This is a genomic window from Rhodococcus sp. H36-A4, from assembly GCF_027158005.1.
GTDB lineage: Bacteria > Actinomycetota > Actinomycetes > Mycobacteriales > Mycobacteriaceae > Rhodococcoides.
The window spans coordinates 283,678-304,877 of the sequence record NZ_JAPVLQ010000002.1 but is presented as its reverse complement, the minus strand read 5'-3'; the positions used below and the strand labels follow the sequence as shown (position 1 = coordinate 304,877).

The following is a 21,200-nucleotide window of genomic DNA, read 5'->3' as shown; positions in this document are numbered from 1 at the left end:
GTGGCACATCCCTCCACGTCGGCGACGCGTGTGAGAAGGCACCCACCGTTCCAGTACCGTGGACCGACAACAAGATTCAGCAGATCCGTGCATTCGAGCCGGGGACCTGTCCGGTTCACATTGTGGCAGCGGTAAGCGGCAATTTTATGGAAAAGCTGTTCCGGTAGAAGTCGATCAGCCCTTCATGCTTCATTCGCATCAACTCGCGGGAGAGCGCCGTGCGGTCCACGTTGAGGTAGTCCGCCAATTCTGCGCGTGAGAAGATCACCGTGAACTGCGAGGACGCGGTTCTTTCTTGTTGATCGCCGAGAAAAAGAACGATTCGCTCGCGCAATGACTTTCGCGAAACCATCGACAGCTTCTCGTGCAGCATTCGATTCTTCGTCGACATGACACGAAACAGGTTTTCGACGACGCGACTCCTGAGGTGGCACAAAGGGCCCGGTGCGCGGACGATCTTGTCCATTCCGAGGAATAGCGCCCGGCCGGGGATTGCCCCGGTCACAGTATTTTCGGTGTGATGCAGCTCATGGGCAAGCATGTCCTCGGCGAACACGTCCTGAGCCTCGACGGCGCTGACAAGATTACGTACTCCCTTGCCGTCGATAGTGCTGGCGAAGACCGATCCATCGATTACGAGTCCTACGACGTTGGTTTGTGAGTTGCCGCGCATCAGAACTTGGCCGTGATCGAAAGAGATCAAACGGGCGCCCAAGCATTCGGTCACCATCGTGATTTCTTCCACCGTAAATCCTGCGAACAGCTCACTGCCCATGACATCCGGCAGCCAGGCGCGGTCTTCGATGCCTGAATCGAACATGAGATGTACCTCTCCCGTCGAACGTTGCCATGGCAACCGACATCGAGTGCCGATGATGCGAGTATTACTTCGCAAGTAAGGCAAGGCTAACAGTACCTAGGCTCCGATGTGCTGTTCAGCTGTATCGATTTGTTCCGCCGTTGCCAACGAGGACTGTCCTCCATGCACGGTGAACCCCGACGAGAGTGAAAACAATGTCCGATCGGTCATCAATTCTCGTTTCCCACGGTTTGGCCGCACTATCTGAACAGAACCCGATTCGAGAAGGTGGTGTTTCACCGCATCGAACCTTCGACGGTCCGGGTTTTCGCATTCGCCACCTCGCTTTCGACGAGGGCGCCGTGCTGGCGGAACACCAGGCACCGGTCCCGATCATCGTTCAGGTGGTGCAGGGATCGGTGAACTTCGCTGTCGACGGCGAAGTTCACACGTTGCTGACAGGTGCAATCCTGCACATTGCTGCAGAAAATCCGCATGAAGTCACGGCGATAGAACGCGCCCGGTTGATCATCACGCTGGTCGGTTAGAGCACGTGACGCTCCCATCATGCCGACCGGCACCCCCAGCGTTCCTGCTAGTTCGAAGGAAGTCCGCCCATGTCACGTAGGTTCCCCGATCTCATCCTCGCCGGCGCGACGACCCTCGCCGTGGTCATGGCCGTGGTCGGGTGCACGGCGAATACCGACTCCTCGACGCTCGACAACGACACCACAGCTGATGGTTCCGCAGCGGGCACCGTTTCGATCGTCGACCACACCGGAAACGAAGTAAGTATTCCCTCGGACATACAACGGGTGGCCTTCGACGAGATCCCCCTGGCCTCGACGTACGTGGCGTATCAGGAGGGCAGCGCCCCGCATCTCGTCGGAATGTCGGATGCGGTGGTTCGATCGCTGGAGAACACGGTAGTTGCGCAGATGGCGCCAGAAATTCTGGATGTGGACACCAGCTACTACGACAACGGCGAGCTCAATGTCGAGACACTGCTCACTCTCGAACCGGATGTGGTGTTCTACAACGCCAATAACACCGAACACGCTCAAATGTTTGCAGCCGCCGGAATTCCCGCAGTCGGATTTTCCACCAGCGGTAATCCCACTGTGGTGTACAAGGACTGGCTCGAGCTACTCGAGAAAGTGTTTCAAGAGCCGGGGAAGATGGACTCGGTCATCGCTCGAGGTGAACAGACGGTGGCCGACACGCTCAGTAGGACTTCCAATATCGCCGGCGGTGCGAAAAAAGACGCACTGATCGTGTACAACTATGCAGCTGGAACACTTCGGGTAGCGGGTGAAACTCCTTTCTTCGGCTACTACTGGCTTGAAACGGCCGGCGCAGACAATGCCGCAGTAGGTGCCCAAGGCGGGCTTGCTGCCGTGACCGCCGAGCAAATTCTGGCGTGGGATCCTGACGTGGTTCTGATCGGGGGATCGGGACCCGCCGGCATTACCCCCGATCAAGTTCTGTCCAATTCCGTTGACGGATTGAACCTTTCGTCCCTACGTGCGGTGCAGGAGAAGAAGGTCTATTCCACCGATCTGGGAATGTGGAGTTGGTTCACCCCGAACCCGGACGCGCCATTGGTGACCAGCTGGTTAGGTAAGGTCATCTACCCCGATGAGTTCAGCGACGTCGATTTGGTTGCCGAGACGCAGGACTACTACCGGCAGGTATACGGATACGAGTTGAGCGGGGACCAGGCGAACGCGATCTACCAGGGTCTCTTCTCGAATGAATGATTTTGTCGTCAGCGACGGGCGCCTGCGGTGGTGGGTGCCCGTGGCCCTCGTAGTCACACTGGTGATCTCTGCGACAGCATGTGTGGCGATGGGGCGCTTTCCACTGTCGCTACAGGAAGTCTTCGCGGCAATCGGATCGAGACTGGGTGGCGACGCGGTGAGCCCTGTCTTGGATTCCGTGGTTTTCGGGTTGAGGTTGCCGCGCATCGGACTTGCGATCATCGTTGGCGCTGGGCTTGCCTGCGCCGGCGCGGCATTTCAAAGTATCTTCTCGAATCCACTTGCTACACCAGACACTCTCGGCGTTACGGCAGGGGCCTCGGTAGGTGCTGTCCTTGCTCTCGTGGCAAGTCTTCCGATGATCGGTGTTCAGCTGGTCTCGTTGGTAGGTGGTTTGGCGGCCGTTGCCTTCACTACTGCGATCGCGAGAACGAACGGCCGAAGCAACGTGGTCATGCTGATTCTCTCGGGGGTAGTGGTTGCGGCAATCGCTAATGCGTTGCTCTCGATTCTCAAGTACACCGCCGATCCCAACGATAAACTGCCACAAATCACCTATTGGCTGATGGGAAGCCTCGCGGGTGCGAGTGCTCAGGGACTTATAGTCGGGGGCCCGCTGATACTTTTCGGCGTCGTCATCATCGTCCTACTTCGGTGGCGCCTGAATATTCTCGCTCTCAGTGACGATGAGGCACGGGCGTCGGGAATGAACATTCGTGGGACGCGCGGTGTCATCATCGTCGCAGCAACGCTCATCACAGCCTCATGCGTCTCGATGTGCGGTCAGGTGGGATGGGTCGGGCTGCTCATCCCACATTGCGCTCGGATGCTGTGCGGCAACAACAACCGTTTCGTCGTTCCCGTGAGTATTTTTCTGGGAGCCATCTTTCTGGTCGTCATCGATACTCTCGCACGCACCGTCTCAGCATCGGAGGTACCGATTTCGGTATTGACCGCAGTAGTCGGTGCCCCATTCTTCATCGTGCTCTTACGTAGGACAGGAGGAAAATGGGTATGAGACTGGCTATCGAATCCGGCACTTTCCGATACGGACCACAGCTGCCAATTCTCGACGGTATCTCGTTGGCCCTCGACCCAGGCCAGGTCCTGGCGATTCTCGGACCCAACGGTGTCGGGAAAACCACGCTCCTTCGGTGCATGGTCGGGTTACTGCGCTGGACGTCAGGATCGAGCACGCTCGATGGAACCGATATCAGCACGATGCGTCCAGCCGAACTGTGGCGGAACGTCGCTTATGTACCCCAGGCGCGCAATGCCGCCTCCGTGTCATTGACAGGAATCGACATGGTCACTATTGGGCGCAGCGCTCACCTTTCGACCTTCGCTCAGCCGAGCACGCGCGAGACGTCGATGGCCGAGCGGGTGATGGAGGAGATCGGCATCATCCATTTGCGCGACGTGCCCTGCGGACAAATGAGTGGGGGGCAATTTCAGATGGTGCTCATCGCGCGGGCTCTCGTTGCCGAACCGTCCGTGCTCGTGCTCGATGAACCCGAGACGGGACTGGATTTCAAGAATCAGCTAGTGGTGCTCGATCTACTCGATTCTCTCGCTCACACACACGGCATTGCAGTGGTCATGAACACGCACTACCCGACGCACGCTCTGCGTATCGCGGACACAGCGCTGCTCCTGAACGCACATCACGAACCGCGTCACGGACCGACCGACGAAGTCATCACCATCGATCACATGAGGGAGGTGTTCGGCGTGGACGTGCATCTTGCTCGCATCGAGATCGATGGCCGGAGCCACCAGAGCGTGCTGCCACTTCGCGTCGCAGCGCAGACCGACCGCTGAACATCCCAACCGTTGAAAACCAAGAAGGGACCACAAAAGAATGAACGCCGAAGAGCGCAGTGACAACCACGAGAATCGAAACGAGAGCAACACTCTTCCCTTTTCCGAACGCAAGATCGCAGACCTGCCGGGTCACTGGTTGCTCGCGCGGCTGGGCAAACGTGTACTGCGTCCCGGAGGTAAGAAACTCACCGAGCAGATGCTCGATGCTGCGTCCCTACAAGATTCCGATGTCGTGGAACTCGCCCCAGGACTGGGTAAGACGGCGAAGTCGATCCTTGCTCTGCACCCATCCAGTTACGTCGGTGTCGAATCAGACCCCGATGCGGCCGAACTGACGCGCTCCGCGATCGGCCACCAGGGTGATGTAGTCAGCGGCGACGCTAGCTGCACCGGACTCCCGGACAGCAGCGCCGATGTGGTCATCGGAGAAGCGATGCTTACCATGCAGACCGACCGCCACAAGATCGAGATAGCAGCCGAAGCCTTGCGCGTGCTGCGCCCGGGCGGCCGATACGCCATTCACGAACTTGCCATCGAGCCGAATGATCTCGATGACTCGATCAAGAACGAAATCCGAAAGGATCTTGCCCGGTCGATCAAGGTCAACGCTCGGCCGCTGACCCCGACGGAATGGACCAACCTTCTCAGAGCGGCCGGATTCGAGATCGAACACGTGGGCTTCGCGCCGATGGCCTTGCTCGAGCCACGGCGCATCTTCGCCGACGAGGGGCTGTTGCGAACGCTGAAATTCGTCGCGAATGTCGCGCGGGAGGGGGATGCCCGACGCCGGATCCTGTCTATGCGAACAACATTCACCAAATATCGTGACCATCTTTCAGCGATCGAAGTGATCGCCGTGAAGCCAGACAGTATCGACGCACTAGGTTCGGGAGACATCGAAAGGTCCTGAAGTCCAGAATCGAGAATTGGCCGTGCGAAAGGTCAGCTTTGGACCCTCAGCTTGCGGACGACGAAGGCAAGGGCGACAAGCAGTCCGAGCAGGACGACCGACGCCCATACGCTCGGATCGCCACCGACGATGCCTGCCACTGCAGCCACGAACGCCATCAGCGCGAAGAACCCCAGAATGCCCGCCAGCATCTGGAGGTGATCGCCCGCAGTCACGACTTGACTCCGCCTGCAGTCAGGCCCGAGATGATGCGACGCTGGAACAGCAGGACCATGATCACCAGCGGGATCGCGACGATGGTGCCCGCCGCCATGATCGCCGCGTACGGAACCACATGCGGGTCGTTGCCGGAGAACCGGGCGATAGCCACCGTCACTGGTTCGGTCTTGTCGCTGGAGAGCTGACTCGCCAGGAGATATTCGTTGACTGCCGCGATGAAGGCGAGGATGGCAGTGGTGAACAGCGCCGGTGCTGCGAGCGGCAACATGACCAGTCGGAACGCCTGGAAGCGTCCTGCGCCGTCGATACGGGCGGCTTCTTCCAGCTCCCAAGGCAATTCGGCGAAGAACGCGGCCAGGGTGTAAATGGTCAGCGGCAGTACGAACGAAATATTCGGGATGATCATCGCCTGGTAGGTACCGATCCACCCGATGTCGGTGAAGAATTGGAACAGCGGCGTCACCAATGCCACGACCGGGAACATCGAGGCGCCGAGCACGATACCGACGACGATGTACTTGAACCGAAAGTCGATCCGCGAGAGGGCATACGCGGAGAATATGCCTATGACGAGGGCAACGAGAGTGGTTGCGCCGCCGATGATCAGGCTGTTGATCACCGCTCGAACGAAGTTGTTGCCGTTACTCGTGGACAAGGCGTTGGAGAAGTTCTCCATCGTGACATGCGTCGGCCACGGCGTAGTGTCGAAGGTGTAGCGCGGATCTCGTAACGCGGTCACGACCATCCAGTAGAACGGTGCCAGGCCCCAGATCAGGATGATCGCAACGCCGAGATAGATGCGAGCAGTTTTCATCGCAGTACTTTTCATCGGACCACGCCCTTACGCTGATTCTCCTGCGTGGCAACAGCATTGGCCCCGAGAAACTTCACCAGAATGAACGCGACTATGAAGATCATGATGAACGAGATGGTCGAGAGCGATGCGGCACTGTTGAATCCTTGCCGTATCTGCTCCACCACCAGAATGGAAATGGTTCGGGTGGCCGGGTTGCCCTCGGTGAGAATGGCAGGCAGGTCGTACATTCTGAGCGCATCCATCGTGCGGAACAGGATCGCCACCATCAGGGCCGGCTTCACCAGCGGCAAGGTGATCTTCGTCAGCCGCTGCCACGCCGACGCACCGTCCACTCGGGCAGCCTCGTAGACGTCGGCCGGAATCATCTGCAAACCGGCAAGAATGAGTAGCGCCATGAACGGCGTCGTCTTCCAGACGTCGGCGATGATGACTGCGAAGCGCGCGGGCCAGGCATCACCGGTCCACAGAATGTCGGTTCCGAGAAGTTTGTTGGCGATACCGTCGTAAGCAAAGATGAAGTACCAGAGCTTCGCTGTCACAGCCGTCGGGATAGCCCACGGAATCAGGATCGCGGCGCGCAGCAGTGCGCGTCCGCCGAAAGTCTTACCCATGATGACAGCCATCCCGAAGCCGATGACGACCTCGATGGATACCGTCACCACCGTGAAGAAGGCGGTGTTGCCTACCGCTCCCCAGAACTGGGAGCCGAGCGTACCGGGCGGGCACGGAACCAGCGTCCCCGACGCGGAAGTGCACTGCTGCAGAATCCAATGCGTGTAGTTGGAGAACCCTGCGCTGCCTCCCTTGACGAACATGCCGGTCGCCGGGTCGAGGCCCGCGTCCTTCTGGAAGGACATGATGACGGCACGTACGACGGGGTACGCGATGACTATGGCCAGGATGACCAGCGTCGGCGCTATCAGTAGCCACGCTCGCCCACTGGAGAGCCCGAACTTTGCCTTCTTCTCGGTGCGTGTATGCCGACCGCGGCCGGGGGATTCTCCCCCGGCCGCGGTCGTGTCTACAGCCCCACTGGTTTGACCAGTAGGTACAGCCATCGTGTGTTCTCCTGTAGTGCTTCGAAAGAACGGTCGGGAACGGACGGGCTAGTTGGAACCGGCGGACTCGATGCCGGCCTGCATGTCCGCGATGGCCTGATCGACCGACTTCTCACCCTTGATCGCAGCAAACGTGTTGTCCTGCACGGCCTTCGAGACGGCCGGGTAGAACGGGCTGACGGGACGAGGAACAGCGTTCTCGATCGACAGCTTCAGCGCCGGCAGGTACGGCATCTCGGCGATGAGGGCCGGGTCGTCGTAGAGCGAGCCGAGCACGGGCGGAAGTGCACCCTCGGCGATGATGCGCTGGGCCTGCTCACCCTGAAGGAATCGCAAGAAGTCGGCGGAAGTTGCCTTGTTCTCGGAGAATTCGCTGATGGCAGCGTTGTAGCCACCGAGCGTCGAGGTTCCGACGCCGGTTGCGCCGGGCAGCGGCGCTACGGCGTACTTGCCTGCAACGGCGGAGCCTTCCTTGGCTGCAGTGCCGTAGACGTACGGCCAGTTACGCAGGAACAGGGCCTTTCCGTCCTCGAAGGCCTGCTGGCTCTCGGGCTCCTTGAACGTGGTGTCCTGCTCCGGGATTACTCCGGTCTCGAAAGCGGTGACGAGAGCCTGCAGACCCGCCTTTGCTTCCGGGCTGTCGACGGTCGGGGTCTTGCCGTCTTCGCCGACGAACGATCCGCCGTATGCATTGATGATCTCGGACGTGTTGACCGTCAGGCCCTCGTACGATGCGAACTGACCTGCGTAGCAATCGATGTTGTTGGTCTTGGCGACCGCACAGTCGTTGGTCAGCTCGGCCCACGTGGTGGGCGCCTTCGGCAGCAGGTCGCTGCGGTAGAACAGCAGACCGCCATTGGTGTTCTTCGGAGCGGCGTACTGCGTGCCGTTGTAGGTGGCACTCTTGACGGTCGAGGGCAGGATGCCCGCATTGTCGAGCGCGAACTCGCCTTCGAGCGGAACGAGCCATCCCTTGGCTGCGAACTCTGCGGTCCAGATGACATCGAGCGCCATCACGTCGTAGTCGCTCTGCTCAGCCTGAAGATGCTGGACCAGGTCGTCGTGAGCCTGGTCGGCGTCGTTGGACTGCTCCTTGAACGTGACCTGCTCGTCCGGATGGGTCGAGTTCCACTCGTCGATGATCTGCTTGACGACACCGGTTTCGGTGGTGTCCTTGCCTTCGACGTAGGTGATGGGGCCGCGGCCGTCGGTGTTCTCCGACGCGGAATCGCTGGAACCGCTGTCACTGGAACACGCGGTCAGCGTCAGTAGCGTTGCAGCTGTTGCCAGCACCGCCACCTTCGAGATCAAAGACGCCATTGTTTGTCTCTCCACTAACTTCGTACACGTTGGTATGCGTCGGGGAGATCACAGTGAGTTCGAACACAGTGACGTACCAACTGTGCTGCCCCCGACGCACATGTCGATACGCACTCTGGCACACAACTCACCCGATAGGTGTTATTTCGCCCCACCTGAATCGGTCAACTGAGTTGTCGGTGGGGCGTTGTAGCGTCCTACCGGTGAGTTCGGACAAAATGTTGACCCGCATCGGCGGACTGCTGCGCCAAGCTGAGTCCACCGACAATCCGCACGAGGCGGAGGCGTTCATGGAGGCCGCCCAGCGGTTGGCCACAGCGACGTCGATCGACCTTGCGGTGGCTCGGTCGCACAGTGCCTCGCGCGAGAAGCAAGCGGCACCGACGCAACGCGTCATCAGGATCGGCGAGCCGGGCAAGAAGGGGCTTCGCACGTTCGTGAAGCTGTTCCTCGTCATTGCGTGTGCGAACGACGTCAAATGTGACATCTCGCAATCCTCGACTCAGGTGTTCGCATACGGTTTCGACTCCGACATCGACACCTGTGAAGCGCTGTATTCGAGCCTGCTGATCCAGATGGTCCGCGCTTCGGACGCATACATCAAGTCAGGTTCTTACCGGAACGAAACAGCCGTACGCACTGTCACGGAAACCATCGGTCGTAAAAAGTACAAACGTCAAGAAGTTGTCGTCGTTGCCGGCGTCACCGCCCGGCTCAACTTTCACACTGCATTCGCCGAGCGCATCGGCAAGCGGCTCGCGAGCGTCAAGAAAGAGACCGAGGCAAAAGCGATCGAAGAGGAGAGTCGCGACGCCGGGACCGCAGTGGTGTTGCGTGACAAAGCAATCGAACTGAAGGACTTCTACACCTCGACGTCGAAGGCGCGAGGGTCGTGGCGTGGGCAGTCCGCTAATGCCGGATACTCCCGCGGTGCACGTGCCGCCGGAGACAGAGCGGGACGCGCAGCACGCTTGGGCGGCGAGCCCGAGTTGGGGCGCGGTTCGACACAACTCGGCAGGTGATGGAGCATCTCGTCGACGGCAAAGACACCGTGTGGGTCGTTGCGGACGGCGTTCGTGCGATCGGGCCCCACTCGATGGAAGAGCCTGCAACACTGGATGTTGCCACTCTCCTACCACCGGAGGATTGACGCCGATGTCCTACGACGAACAGCTCGCGGAACGGATTCGCTCGGCGCTGGCCTCGGTACCGGTCGTGGAAAAGAAGATGTTCGGTGGACTGCAGTTCATGATCGACGGAAAGATCGCCGTCGGCGCCACAGTAGACGGTGATCTACTGGTCAGATGCGACCCGTCGCGCACCGAGGAGCTCATCGCCCGTCCGGGAGCCCAGCGTGCAGACATGCGTGGCCGCAAGATGAGCACCGGGTGGATCACCGTCTCGCCAGAGGAAAGCCGGGGCGCCGACTTGCAGTTCTGGGTCGCGGTTGCGTTGGAGAACAGGGCACTGGACCACAGGGCATAAAATCGCATCGGTGAAGAACAGGGACTCACAACGATCGAAGGTCTACGACGCCGAGGCCATGGTTCGCGTCATGTTCGATCGTGCAGACGAGCGCGGACTACGCACCGTCGAGATGTTCGGATCGACCATCACCCTGCCGATCGAACGGAAGTTCGCGTCGATCGAGTCGGTGCAGATCTATGTCGACGCGGTCTTGATGCTTGACTGGGTTCGTGAAACCTGGCCGCATGCTGGATCGGTCGTGCAGGTCCGTGAACGTTCGGGCACCGGCGCTTCGCACTACGAGCGGGATACCCACACCATTGCGGTGCCTCTACACCGCAACAACGAGGCGTGGGCGCTGCGCGAACTGGTAGTCCTGCACGAACTTGCGCACCACTTGCAATCCGAAGGATCCGATCTTGCCTCCCATGGCGGGGAATTCGTCGATCGATTCGTCACCCTGGTCGGGGAAATCATCGGTCAGGAAGCTGGTTTCCTACTGCGCGCCACCATGGCCGAGAACGGTGTGAAGATCGGTTGAAGCGGGTTCGCTGCGAGGAAGCGCATCATGGAAGTCATGACTATCAAGATCGGCGTTCAACTCCAGCCCCAGCACGCACCCGACTACCAGATCATTCGCGACGCGGTTCTGCGCGCGGAGGACGCCGGCGTCGATATCGTCTTCAACTGGGATCACTTCTATCCGCTGTACGGCGACCTCGACGGTGCCCACTTCGAATGTTGGACGATGCTGGGCGCTTGGGCGGAGCAGACGTCCAACGTGGAGATCGGAGCACTGGTCACCGGCGGTGGTTACCGCAACCCGGATCTCCTCGCCGATATGGCCCGAACCGTCGACCACATCAGTGGCGGCAGGTTGATCCTCGGCATCGGCGGCGGCTGGAACCAGAAGGACTACGACAACTTCGGCTACGACTTCGGCACCGCAGGGTCGCGCCTGAAGTTGTTGAACGAGAACCTCGCTCGAATCAGCAATCGCCTGGCGGTAGGTAATCCCGCCCCTACCCGCGAGATCCCCATTCTCATCGGTGGGGGCGGGGAGAAGAAGACGCTCAAGATGGTCGCCAAGTATGCGCACATCTGGCACAGCTTCGCCGACCTCGACGAGCTGAAGCGTAAGTCCGGGATTCTCGCCGAGCACGGGGTCACCGTCGGGCGCGATACCTCGGTGATCACGAAGTCGGTGCCGTGGCCCGGAGCTGACAAAGCACCGGCGTTTCTCGATGCCGGAGCCACCTTGTTCACCGTCGGAATCGGCGGCCCGGACTACGACATGACGGATCTGCACGACGCCATCGGGTGGCGCAACAGCCAGCAGTGAGCACCGGTCGGGAATGGACTGCGCCGAGTGCTGGTTGAGCTTGGCGGCAATCTGATTTCCGGGTGCTCGCGGCTTCGCGATAGCCTCGGACGTCATTTCACTTGTTTTCCGCACCGAGGAGTTCACTCTTGACCAGTCGACGTTTACGCGGCCGCACCCTGGCCGCAGTAGCTGCCACGCTCGCTCTCACGCTCGGCGCCGTCGCATGTTCGAGTGACAACAGCTCGGGCGGAACGGGCGAGGACGCCCTTGCCGGCTCCGACCAGACTTCGCTCGACAAGTACACGACGGACGATGTCACCCCGCTCGATCAGATCGATACCTCGAACATCGGTCTGATCGAGCCGGGCAAGCTGTACGTCGGCACCTTGTCCGACGCTCCGCCGAACATCTTCATCGACCCGTCGGGCAAGTTCACCGGCTTCGACAACGAGCTGCTCCGGGCCGTCGCCGCCAAGTTGAACCTGACCGTCGAGTTCTCGGCCACCGAGTTCTCCAGCTTGCTCGCCGCGGTGAACAACAAGGTCTACGACGCTGGTTCCTCGTCGATCTCCACTACCGATGCGCGTCGTCAGACCGTCGGGTTCACCAACGGATACGACTTCGGCGAGATGGCGCTTGTCGCCAAGAACGACTACGCGATCAAGACCATCGCCGATTTGGACACCGAGCAGCGTATCGGCGTGGTTCAGGGCACCGTCCAGGACGACTACGTCACCAACACCCTCGGTATCGAGCCCGTGCGGTTCCCGGATTACAACACCGCGTACGCGAATGTGAAGTCCGGCCAGATCGACGCATGGGTCGCGCCGTCGCAGCAGGCTTCCGGTCAGGTCAAGGCCGAGGACGGCGTCGCAATCCTCGAGAAGACGATCAACACCACCAACTTCACGGCGTACGCGGTGAACAAGGACAATCAGCCGTTGATCGACGCTCTCAACTCCGGTCTCGACGCCGTCGTCGCCGACGGGACGTGGAATACCCTCGAGAACGAGTGGTACCCCGAACGCCAGGTTCCCGCCGACTGGAAGCCGGGCAGCAAGGCTTCCGTCCTGCCTGCAAGCTGATATGAGCACACTGTCGAATCTGTACGACACGTTCTTCGATTGGGACCTCATCTGGGACACCGTTCCCAAGCTGATCACCGTCGGATTGCCCAACACCCTGATTCTCGCTGCTTCGTCAGGGGTGATCGGCACGGTGATCGGGATCGGGTTGGCGGTAGCGGGCATCTCCCGCTCCCGCTGGCTCCGATGGCCGGCGCGAGTGTACACAGATATCTTTCGTGGCCTCCCTGCGGCGGTCGTCATTCTTCTCATCGGTCTCGGTTTCGGTCCGACGCTGACCCAATTGACCGGCAGCCGTAGCCCTTTCCCGCTGGGCATCGCGGCACTGGCGTTGATGTCGGCCGCGTACTTCGGTGAAATCTTCCGTTCCGGTATTCAAAGTGTCGATTCGGGTCAGATGGAGGCCTCACGCGCACTGGGCTTCAGCTATCGCCGTTCGATGGCCCTGGTAGTCATGCCTCAGGGCATCCGACGCGTCCTGCCTGCCACGGTCAATCAATTCATCTCGCTGATCAAAGACAGCTCACTGATCTACTTCCTCGGCCTGCTGGCCTCGCAACGCGAGTTGTTTCGAGTCGGGCAGGACACCGCAGCACAGACCGGTAATCTCTCACCGCTGCTGGCGGCGGGCGTGTTCTATCTGATCCTGACCATCCCGCTGACGCACCTCGTCAACTTCATCGACAAGCGCATGCGCTCCGGTAAGGCCGATACTTCGGGCACGCTCGATCCCTTGGAAGTATCAATCGTGGTGGAGAGGTAAGTAATGGCTGTTTCGTTGACCGGCACCGACATTCATCTCGCTTTCGGTACCAACAAGGTGCTCAGAGGCGTGAACATTCACGTCGATGCGGGCCGCACCACCACGGTGATCGGGCCTTCGGGGTCAGGCAAATCGACGTTGCTCCGTGCGCTCAACCGCCTCCACGAACCCGACCAGGGCGACATCCTGCTCGACGGCAAATCCGTGTTGAAGGACAATCCGGACGAATTGCGTCAGCGCATCGGCATGGTGTTCCAACAGTTCAACCTGTTCCCGCACAAGACGGTCGCGGACAATATCGCGCTCGGCCTACGCAAGCTCAAAGGGCAGTCGAAGGACGAGGCGCGCGCTGGAGCGATGGAGCAACTCGAGCTCGTCGGTCTGTCGAACAAGGCAGATTCGCGCCCAGGCAACCTCTCCGGTGGTCAACAGCAACGCGTCGCCATCGCTCGGGCACTCGCCATGAAACCCGAGGTGATGTTCTTCGACGAGGCCACATCGGCGCTGGACCCTGAGCTGGTCAAGGGTGTGCTCGCACTGATGGCCGACCTCGCCTCCGGTGGTATGACGATGGTCGTCGTCACGCACGAAATGGGTTTTGCGCGTTCGGTGTCGAACAAGGTGCTGTTCATGGATCACGGTAGTGCCATCGAAACCGGTACCCCGGAACAACTTTTCGACGACCCGCATACCGATCGCCTGAAGCAGTTCCTCTCGCAGGTCCTGTAGGCAACTGCGCGGCACTTCGATATCGCCTGCCGTTCACCTCGGCGTTTCCCCGCTTTCGTTTCGACCTGTCACCGTTCGCGGCATGAAGCTTCTTCCGATCCTTTCGGTCCACGACGGCAGCTCCGCGCGTTCTTCCTTGACGTGCAAGTACAAGTGTGGCGACGCCTGCTTCCACGAGATCCCGAACACCTCGAAGGGCCAGTACTTCGGCGACATCGTCAAGACTGCGATGACGCGCCGCGGCGTCCTCCGCGGAGGAGCGATGGCGGTCGTGGCGGTCGGGGCCGGAAGCATCCTTGCCGCGTGCAGCACGGACGAGGCAAGCCCGACAGCTTCGAGCGGCGAGATGAGCACACCACCGGTCGACGGTGTCGACTTCATCGCCGTCGAGCCCAACACCGAAGATGCCGTCGTGGTTCCTCAGGGCTACGAGCAGGGGGTCATCATTCGCTGGGGTGATCCGGTTCTAGAGGGTGCCCCCGCGTTCGATTTCGACAATCAGACCGCGGCCGCGCAGAACATGCAGTTCGGGTACAACAACGATTTTGCCGGGCTGTTGCCGATCGAGGGCACGCCGAATGCCTACCTTCTCGTGGTCAATCACGAGTACACCACCGAGCCGTTCCTGTTCAAGGGATACGACGCGGAGAACCCGACACGTGAGCAGTTCGATATCGCTCTTGCCGCACATGGGCTTTCCGTAGTCCAGGTGGCGGGTCGATCCGGTTCCGGAGCACTGACGCCGGGGCTCGGTAAGTACAACCGTCGCATCACCGGCACGACGGAGTTTCTGCTGACCGGTCCCGCAGCGGGCAGTGACTTTCTCAGGACGAGTGTTGATCCGACAGGCACCAAGGTCTTCGGAACGTTCAACAACTGTTCCGGGGGTCTCACCCCCTGGGGCACCGTGCTGTCCGGTGAAGAGAACATCAACCAATATTTCGGCAATGCCGAATCCGTCACCGATCCTGTTGCCGCGCAGCGACTTGCCCGCTACGGGATAGAGGGTGCGGCCAGTGATCGCAAGTGGGAGCGTTTCGACAAGCGGTTCGATCTGGCCCAGGAACCCAACGAGGTCAACCGGTTCGGCTATGTCGTCGAGGTCGACCCGTGGGATCCGACCGGGGTTCCGATCAAGCACACGGCACTGGGTCGGTTCAAGCACGAGGCCGCAACCATCTACGTCACCGCTGACGGCACCGTCGTCGCGTACAGCGGTGACGACGAGCGGTTCGACTACGTGTACAAGTTCGTCTCCAGCCGAAAGATGATGCCCGGCAACGGTCAAGCAGCGATGCGTCACAATCTGACGATTCTCGATGCGGGCACGTTGCATGTCGCTGTGCTCACCGGTGACGCCCCCGACGCGATCGACGGCACCGGCACGCGGCCGGAGGCCGGTAAGTTCGCCGGAAAAGGCGAGTGGATTCCGCTCCTTCGTACCGGCGACGACGGCCGTGGCGAATCGCTGGTCGACGGCATGTCCGCCGAAGAGGTGGCGGTGTTCACCCGCCAGGCCGGTGACAAGGTCGGCGCGACGAAGATGGACCGACCAGAGGATTTCGAGCCGAACCCGGTGACCGGGAAGGTGTACGTGGCCCTGACCAACAACACCAAGCGCGGCACCGATGGAAAAGCAGCCGCCGACGAGGCCAACCCACGCGAGAAGAACAAGAACGGCCAGATCCTCGAGATCGACGACGACCATGCAGGCACCACGTTCGTGTGGAACCTCCTCATCGTCGCCGGCGATCCGAACGAGGCCGACACCTATTTCGGCGGCTTCGACAAAACTCAGGTCAGTCCCATCTCGTGCCCGGACAACCTGGCGTTCGACTCCAAGGGCAACCTGTGGATCTCGACGGACGGCAACGCTCTTGAGTCGAACGACGGCTTGTTCGCGGTGGTTCTCGACGGCGAACGACGTGGAGAGACGCGTCAGTTCCTGACCGTCCCTGCCGGGGGCGAGACCTGCGGTCCGATCATCTCGGACGAGCGCGTCGTCGTCGCAGTCCAGCATCCGGGTGAGTTCGACGAGGCATCTGCCGACAATCCGATGTCGCACTGGCCCGACGGCGGTGATTCTCAGCCGCGTCCCGCCATGGTTGCGGTCTGGAAAACCTAGTCGCCGGTGCCCCTGAGGCCCGCATAGCTGCTGGATGGCGGCTGTGTGGGCCTTCGTCACTAGTAGTCGTAATCGTGGCCGACGTTGGAGCGTGCGCTGACCGGCTAGCGAAGGTAGTCGCTCGGCGTTACCCCGATCAGCTCGGTGAACTCACGAGTGAAATGCGCCTGGTCGAACCAGCCGTACCGAGCCGCCAAATCGGCCAACGAACCGGTGAACCCGCCGTCCAGGTCACTGACGGCGTCATGGATACGGTACCGCCCGAGGACCCACTTCGGTGTCACCCCGACGTAGCGTTCGAACAATCGCTGCAGCCGCCGAGCGCCGATACCGCACCGCTGCTCGACGTCACCCACACGCACCAGCGATCGGTCGTGAAGCATCACCGAAACGATGTCCAGAACCTCCAGGTAGTCGGAGTCGGCCGGCTGTTCGTAGGGTGCCAGGACCGTATCGACGGCGGTTCGGCAGTGGTCCGGATCGTGGTGCGGCCCCAACTCTGCGAGTGCGGCGACCGTGCCTTTCCGAAATGCGGTCGGTGAGGCGACCGGCACGTCGCGCAGCGTTCGAGCGGAGGTGTCGGTCAGGCTCGCGTATCCACCGGGTCGAAATTTGATGCCGAAGACCCAACCCCGTTCTGCGAGTGTGACATCGAAGCGTTTGGTGAGTACTCCGGTCACGACTACGGGATCGGTGACACCGGAGCGTCGATGACCGTGCTCGATACTCAACGTGCAGGCCGGGTGCGGCAGCGTCGAGCTGCTGTGGGTCGTACCGGATGGCAACTCCCACCGCAGCAGCCAGTAGTTCTCGACCCACGGGGCCAGTGACGGTGCGCAGGGCAAACGCATCAGGTCGACGTGCTGCGCCAACTCTTCGGGTCGGAGCACGCCCGCATGTGTTGCTGTCGCGTTTTTCCTATCCACCACAAGCCGAGTCTAGGAGTCTGGACCGACACACCGTTGGCAGGAGAGAGCAAATGACAAAAACACCTATCGCGACGCTGAAGATGGTCACCTTGGACTGCCCCGACCCGCCGAGCAGCGCGAAGTTCTGGTCTGAACTACTCGGCTGGAGCGTCGTCCATTCCGAGAGGGACTACGCGATGCTCCAAGGCCCGAGCAGTGCACTCGGATTCGGCCGCGTCGAAGACTACGTCGCGCCGGTGTGGCCCAATACGCACGGCAGCAAGCAGTATCACTTCGATCTCGCGGTGACGGACCTCGACGATGCTTCGAAGAAAGCCGTCGACCTCGGCGCGAGTCTGCCCGAGGACCAACCGGGCGAGACGTGGCGGGTGCTGCTGGACCCGGCCGGTCATCCTTTCTGTCTGACGAAGGCCGAGAACTGGGGCAGTAGCTAACCGAGCCAGTCCAGTACCGCTGCCGCCGTCCACGACTGCTGCATGCTGCCGAGCGGTTCACCGGTGAACGGCTCGTAGTACTCCGCGAAACTCCCGTCGCCGGCCTGCCGCAGGCCTTCCTCACGCAACGTCAACGACCGCTCGGCCCACCCGCGCCTCGAAAACGCCCACGAGAACAACCACGTCATGACCGGCCACACCGGTCCGCGCCAATACTCCCGTGCGCGAAAGTCTTTCGAGACCGGCGACGTCGACGGCGGAACAGCGAACAGCAGATCCGGATGTCCGCAGAATCGGGTGCCTTCGAACATCCGCAATAGCGTGCGTTCCTGTTCGCGGGGCAACCCTCCGCACAGCAGGGGAGCGAACATCGCGATCGTGTCGGTGGAGATCCAGCGCCTCGCCCGGACGTCGTAGTCACGGGCCGCCCCGGAACGCTGATCGGTCGTCGCGACCACACCCTTGCGAAACTTCTCGGCCCACTCGCGCAGGTCTCGGACGTCGGAGTGCGGTTTGGAGTGTTCCTCACCGATGGTCGCGAGCACATCGCACGCCATCGCGAAGATGGCGCTGACGAAGACGTCCTCCACGGCGAAGCTCATCTTTTCTGCCAGCGCCGCGTCGTCGTAGCCCACTTGTTTCATCTCTTCGACCAACCAGATGTAGCGGTCGTATTCACTGTTGCTCGGACGCATCGACAGATCGGTGATCACCGCGTGGTCCTCGCGGACGTAGGGCGGCATCTGCCCGGCGACGACATTGGCATAGGAGCTATCCCAGCGCGGGGAGTTGTCCATGCCCGACTCCCAGCCATGGAACAACGTGATGCGGCCACTGCCCTCGATGTCGCGCGCCGTGGCGAGCCATCGATGCCACCGGACGAGGTTCTCCCACCGACGATCCAGAAACTCCTCGGCGACGGCCCGAGTGGTCCGACCGTGTCGCTTCGAGTGATCGAGGATGCGCTGCACCGCAATGGCATGCACCGGCGGCTGCGTGATCCCCGACGTCTGCGGCCCGACGGGCGCGTGTACAGCCAGTTCCCTCGTCTCCCACCGTGCTGGTCCAGGGAAGTAGCCGTCGACGCCGTTGGCGAAGACGATGTGCGGAATCATGCCGTTCTTCCACTGCGCGGACAGCAGGGTATCCAGCTCCACCACGGCTCGTTCGACGCTGAGCGGCGCGAGTCCGACCGCCACGAAGGCCGCATCCCAGCTCCACATATGTGGATACAGCCGCGGTGCGGCGCTGGTCATGGTGCCCAAGTCGTTGCCGCGGAGTAGATAAGCAGCTCGAGCGGCCAGTTGTGTCGAAGTGAATCCACGGTCGCCCATGGTTCTAGTTTGCGTCTGTTTTGGGTTTCTCGCGCATCGGACTCGATCGAGGACTGAACTTGTCCGCAATCGCTCGTACCTTTGTCTTCACCAGCAACGAAGGGAACTTTCATGACACTCACCGGTGAGAAGGCCGACATTGCAAGAATGCTCGCCGACCAGCGCAAGAACTTTCTGTACACGGTTCGGGGGATCACCGATGAGCAGGCCAGGCAACGAACAACCGTCAGCGACCTCACCCTCGGCGGACTGCTCAACCACGTCGTCAACAACGAGCGTTCCTGGATGGGAATCATCGCTGCCATGGATGAATGCGCCGAGTTCGACTTGTCCCGAATGGAGACCGAATACCTGATGAGTCCGGGCCAGAGCGTCGCCGGCCTCGTCGAGGAGTTCGCCCTCGTCGCCGCCGCGACCGAGGCTGCCATCACCGATCTCGATCTCGACGCCCAGGTACCGCTACCGACCGCGCCGTGGGCTCCGGAACGCTCGTGGCAGTCGGTGCGCTACACCCTGCTCCACATCTTGCGAGAGTGCGCTCAGCACGCCGGCCACGCCGACATCATCCGGGAATCCCTCGACGGCAGCAACACGACGATGTCCATGGGGGCCGAAGCGGGCATGACGTTCGACTAGGTAAGCGCACTGACTAGTTTGGACTCATGACTGCAGCAGCATTGGCTCGAACAGCTTTGGTGACGGGTGCGAGCCGAGGCCTCGGTGCGGCGATTGCGCGGCAACTTGCATCCGATCACCACGTGTACCTCGGCGGACGGTCTACCGAATCACTCGCTTCGATCGCCAGCGAACTCGGTACCGGCACGCCCTGGCCGGTGGATCTCACCGATCACGACGCCGTCGCCGCCGCAGTGCAGCCGATTGAGTCGCTCGATGTTCTGGTACACAACGCCGGCATCGCGGCACTCGGCACGATCGAGGAGTCTTCGGTCGAGGATTGGCGTCGCCAGTACGAGAGCAATGTCCTGTCGGTGGTTGCACTGACCCAGCTATTGCTGCCTGCACTGCGGCGCGCTGGAGGACATGTGGTCCTGATCAATTCGGGTGCCGGCATCCGGGCCAACCCGGGGTGGGGCGGATATGCGGCGTCGAAATTCGCGTTGCGGGCCTTCGCCGATGCGCTGCGCCAGGAAGAGCCGTCGTTGCGTGTGACGTCGGTGCACCCCGGGAGGATCGACACCGATATGCAACGCGCAATCGTCGAGCACGAGGGCGGGGAATACGACGGGTCGAAGTTTCTGCAGGCGGGATCCGTTGCGCTGGCGGTTCGGAGCGCTATCGACACCCCAGCCGACACCCATCCGACCGAGATCGTGCTCAGGTCGCGATAGACAACAACCGAGCCCGTCACCGATATCCTCACCACAGCAGCACCGAACATGGGTGACAGCTACCCCTGGGGAATTACGAGACCGCCTGCAGTCTGTACAACAAAATATTGAGCACGGGTCTCCTCGAGATAGGAATACAAAGTATGGGTAGCTGGAAACCTTTCGTTTCGGGGAAAGACCCAGATCCGCGATTCACGCTCGCCAACGAACGAACGTACCTGGCCTGGATTCGCACCGCGACGGCATTTGTGGCATCGGGTGTCGGACTCGAAGCTTTCGGCGCCGACATCCTGCCGTCGACAACGCGTTCTGCTTTGGCTGCCTTACTGCTGATCGGTGGAGCCCTGATCACTGTCACCTCGTTCTTTCATTGGATCAGTTCGGAACGAGCGTTGAGAGCGGAGCGCACGCTTCCAATTCCCTTGATGGCGCCGGCGGTGGGGGTGATCCTGGTGATCTGCGCAACGGTACTGGTGATTGGGGTTGTGAGCTGAAATGACCTCGCTTCGTTCCGAAAGCGTGCCGAGGTCTCCGGACGGGGGTCTGCAGTCCGAACGCACTTCGCTTTCATTTGTGCGTACAAGTTTGTCGATCCTAGGTTTGTCCGCAGCATGTTTGCGATGGCTGCCACCATTCGGAGCAGCATCATTGATCGGGCCATTGATCGCCGCTTTGCTGATAATCGCAGTGACGATCTTCGAACGCCGTTCGAGACCTGCACGCTTGGTGCAATTCACAAACGAAAAGGCAACACCTGCGTTGGCGATGGGTGGTGTGCTGGCGATAAGTCTGATCGTACTGAGCGCGTCAGGGTTGTGGATTTTGCTCAAATGAACCGGCACTTCATCCCGTCCGGTGATTCCATCCGACGAGCGTGCCAGCCTCGGTCTTTCCTGCCGATGAGATGCAAGTAGGTTCCGGTGATCCGCTGCGTCCAAGACGTCGACCTATCTC

General features: G+C 60.9%; 24 protein-coding genes and 1 pseudogene. 18 read left to right on the top strand and 7 right to left on the bottom strand.

Translation table 11 applies throughout. The annotated features are described in order from the left end of the window. Positions 1–115: 115 nt before the first annotated feature. Positions 116–820, bottom strand: coding sequence for a Crp/Fnr family transcriptional regulator (locus O1W68_RS06260; protein WP_269302034.1), 705 nt, complete (start codon positions 818–820; stop codon positions 116–118). 194 nt (positions 821–1,014) lie between these two features. Between O1W68_RS06260 and O1W68_RS06255 the strand changes: the two genes are divergently transcribed. The 5 genes from O1W68_RS06255 to O1W68_RS06235 all read left to right on the top strand — a co-directional run bounded on the left by O1W68_RS06255 (position 1,015) and on the right by O1W68_RS06235 (position 5,293). Further along, on the top strand, positions 1,015–1,347 hold the full coding sequence (locus O1W68_RS06255; protein ID WP_269302033.1) for a cupin domain-containing protein: 333 nt from the start codon (positions 1,015–1,017) through the stop codon (positions 1,345–1,347). A gap of 69 nt (positions 1,348–1,416) precedes the next feature. Beyond that, on the top strand, positions 1,417–2,559 hold the full coding sequence (locus O1W68_RS06250) for an ABC transporter substrate-binding protein (protein ID WP_269302032.1): 1,143 nt from the start codon (positions 1,417–1,419) through the stop codon (positions 2,557–2,559). Then, positions 2,552–3,577, top strand: coding sequence for a FecCD family ABC transporter permease (locus O1W68_RS06245; RefSeq protein ID WP_269302031.1), 1,026 nt, complete (start codon positions 2,552–2,554; stop codon positions 3,575–3,577). Before O1W68_RS06250 ends, O1W68_RS06245 begins: the two co-directional genes overlap by 8 nt. Then, the gene (locus O1W68_RS06240) at positions 3,574–4,380 is read left to right on the top strand and encodes an ABC transporter ATP-binding protein (protein WP_269302030.1); all 807 of its coding nucleotides are present in this window, start codon (positions 3,574–3,576) and stop codon (positions 4,378–4,380) included. The genes O1W68_RS06245 and O1W68_RS06240 overlap by 4 nt, the downstream gene beginning before the upstream one ends. Positions 4,381–4,420: 40 nt before the next feature. Beyond that, a complete protein-coding gene (locus O1W68_RS06235) occupies positions 4,421–5,293 on the top strand; it encodes a class I SAM-dependent methyltransferase (RefSeq protein WP_269302029.1) in 873 nt (290 codons plus the stop codon). A gap of 32 nt (positions 5,294–5,325) precedes the next feature. Here the strand turns inward: O1W68_RS06235 and O1W68_RS06230 are convergent, their stop codons facing one another. Genes O1W68_RS06230 through O1W68_RS06215 form a run of 4 tightly spaced genes read right to left on the bottom strand, consistent with a single transcriptional unit; the run spans position 5,326 to position 8,707 of the window. Beyond that, a complete protein-coding gene (locus O1W68_RS06230) occupies positions 5,326–5,508 on the bottom strand; it encodes a hypothetical protein (protein WP_269302028.1) in 183 nt (60 codons plus the stop codon). Further along, positions 5,505–6,326: a carbohydrate ABC transporter permease gene (locus tag O1W68_RS06225; protein WP_269302027.1), complete on the bottom strand. Its 822-nt coding sequence runs from the start codon at positions 6,324–6,326 to the stop codon at positions 5,505–5,507. Before O1W68_RS06225 ends, O1W68_RS06230 begins: the two co-directional genes overlap by 4 nt. Positions 6,327–6,337: 11 nt before the next feature. After that, positions 6,338–7,387: a carbohydrate ABC transporter permease gene (locus tag O1W68_RS06220; RefSeq protein WP_269302026.1), complete on the bottom strand. Its 1,050-nt coding sequence runs from the start codon at positions 7,385–7,387 to the stop codon at positions 6,338–6,340. A gap of 48 nt (positions 7,388–7,435) precedes the next feature. Continuing rightward, complete coding sequence (locus tag O1W68_RS06215; RefSeq protein ID WP_269302025.1) at positions 7,436–8,707, bottom strand: ABC transporter substrate-binding protein; 1,272 nt, start codon at positions 8,705–8,707, stop codon at positions 7,436–7,438. Positions 8,708–8,910: 203 nt separating this feature from the next. Here O1W68_RS06215 and O1W68_RS06210 point away from each other — a divergent pair, with 203 nt between their 5' ends. The 8 genes and pseudogenes from O1W68_RS06210 to O1W68_RS06175 all read left to right on the top strand — a co-directional run bounded on the left by O1W68_RS06210 (position 8,911) and on the right by O1W68_RS06175 (position 16,200). Further along, positions 8,911–9,729 (top strand): DUF2786 domain-containing protein, encoded by an 819-nt coding sequence (locus tag O1W68_RS06210; protein ID WP_269302024.1) that lies wholly within the window; start codon positions 8,911–8,913, stop codon positions 9,727–9,729. Then, the gene (locus O1W68_RS06205) at positions 9,726–9,857 is read left to right on the top strand and encodes a hypothetical protein (protein WP_269302023.1); all 132 of its coding nucleotides are present in this window, start codon (positions 9,726–9,728) and stop codon (positions 9,855–9,857) included. The genes O1W68_RS06210 and O1W68_RS06205 overlap by 4 nt, the downstream gene beginning before the upstream one ends. A gap of 5 nt (positions 9,858–9,862) precedes the next feature. Continuing rightward, on the top strand, positions 9,863–10,192 hold the full coding sequence (locus O1W68_RS06200; protein WP_269302022.1) for a TfoX/Sxy family protein: 330 nt from the start codon (positions 9,863–9,865) through the stop codon (positions 10,190–10,192). Between the two features lie 10 nt (positions 10,193–10,202). Beyond that, the gene (locus tag O1W68_RS06195) at positions 10,203–10,715 is read left to right on the top strand and encodes a TIGR04338 family metallohydrolase (RefSeq protein WP_269302021.1); all 513 of its coding nucleotides are present in this window, start codon (positions 10,203–10,205) and stop codon (positions 10,713–10,715) included. A 36-nt stretch (positions 10,716–10,751) separates the two neighbouring features. Continuing rightward, positions 10,752–11,516 (top strand): LLM class F420-dependent oxidoreductase, encoded by a 765-nt coding sequence (locus tag O1W68_RS06190; protein WP_269302020.1) that lies wholly within the window; start codon positions 10,752–10,754, stop codon positions 11,514–11,516. 128 nt (positions 11,517–11,644) lie between these two features. Next, positions 11,645–13,346 (top strand): annotated as a pseudogene (locus tag O1W68_RS06185) (ABC transporter substrate-binding protein/permease). A gap of 3 nt (positions 13,347–13,349) precedes the next feature. After that, positions 13,350–14,075 carry an amino acid ABC transporter ATP-binding protein gene (locus O1W68_RS06180; protein ID WP_269302019.1) on the top strand — a complete coding sequence of 242 codons (726 nt, stop codon included), beginning with the start codon at positions 13,350–13,352 and terminating at the stop codon, positions 14,073–14,075. Positions 14,076–14,157: 82 nt separating this feature from the next. Next, positions 14,158–16,200, top strand: coding sequence for a PhoX family protein (locus O1W68_RS06175; RefSeq protein ID WP_269302018.1), 2,043 nt, complete (start codon positions 14,158–14,160; stop codon positions 16,198–16,200). A gap of 104 nt (positions 16,201–16,304) precedes the next feature. Here the strand turns inward: O1W68_RS06175 and O1W68_RS06170 are convergent, their stop codons facing one another. Then, a complete protein-coding gene (locus tag O1W68_RS06170; RefSeq protein WP_269302017.1) occupies positions 16,305–17,129 on the bottom strand; it encodes a helix-turn-helix transcriptional regulator in 825 nt (274 codons plus the stop codon). 50 nt (positions 17,130–17,179) lie between these two features. Here O1W68_RS06170 and O1W68_RS06165 point away from each other — a divergent pair, with 50 nt between their 5' ends. Then, on the top strand, positions 17,180–17,563 hold the full coding sequence (locus tag O1W68_RS06165; protein WP_269302016.1) for a VOC family protein: 384 nt from the start codon (positions 17,180–17,182) through the stop codon (positions 17,561–17,563). Here O1W68_RS06165 and ggh read toward each other — a convergent pair. Then, positions 17,560–18,897 (bottom strand): glucosylglycerate hydrolase, encoded by a 1,338-nt coding sequence (gene ggh / locus O1W68_RS06160; RefSeq protein ID WP_269302015.1) that lies wholly within the window; start codon positions 18,895–18,897, stop codon positions 17,560–17,562. The genes O1W68_RS06165 and ggh overlap by 4 nt on opposite strands. Before the next feature lie 111 nt (positions 18,898–19,008). Between ggh and O1W68_RS06155 the strand changes: the two genes are divergently transcribed. The 4 genes from O1W68_RS06155 (at position 19,009) to O1W68_RS06140 (ending at position 21,080) form a co-directional block, all read left to right on the top strand. Next, entirely contained in the window at positions 19,009–19,533 is a 525-nt protein-coding gene (locus O1W68_RS06155) for a DinB family protein (protein ID WP_269302014.1), read from the top strand. A 26-nt stretch (positions 19,534–19,559) separates the two neighbouring features. Beyond that, positions 19,560–20,246 (top strand): SDR family oxidoreductase, encoded by a 687-nt coding sequence (locus tag O1W68_RS06150; RefSeq protein ID WP_269302013.1) that lies wholly within the window; start codon positions 19,560–19,562, stop codon positions 20,244–20,246. Positions 20,247–20,389: 143 nt separating this feature from the next. Further along, the gene (locus O1W68_RS06145; RefSeq protein WP_269302012.1) at positions 20,390–20,740 is read left to right on the top strand and encodes a YidH family protein; all 351 of its coding nucleotides are present in this window, start codon (positions 20,390–20,392) and stop codon (positions 20,738–20,740) included. Between the two features lies 1 nt (position 20,741). After that, positions 20,742–21,080, top strand: a complete 339-nt coding sequence (locus O1W68_RS06140; protein ID WP_269302011.1) for a DUF202 domain-containing protein — start codon at positions 20,742–20,744, stop codon at positions 21,078–21,080. The last annotated feature ends 120 nt before the right edge of the window (positions 21,081–21,200 follow it).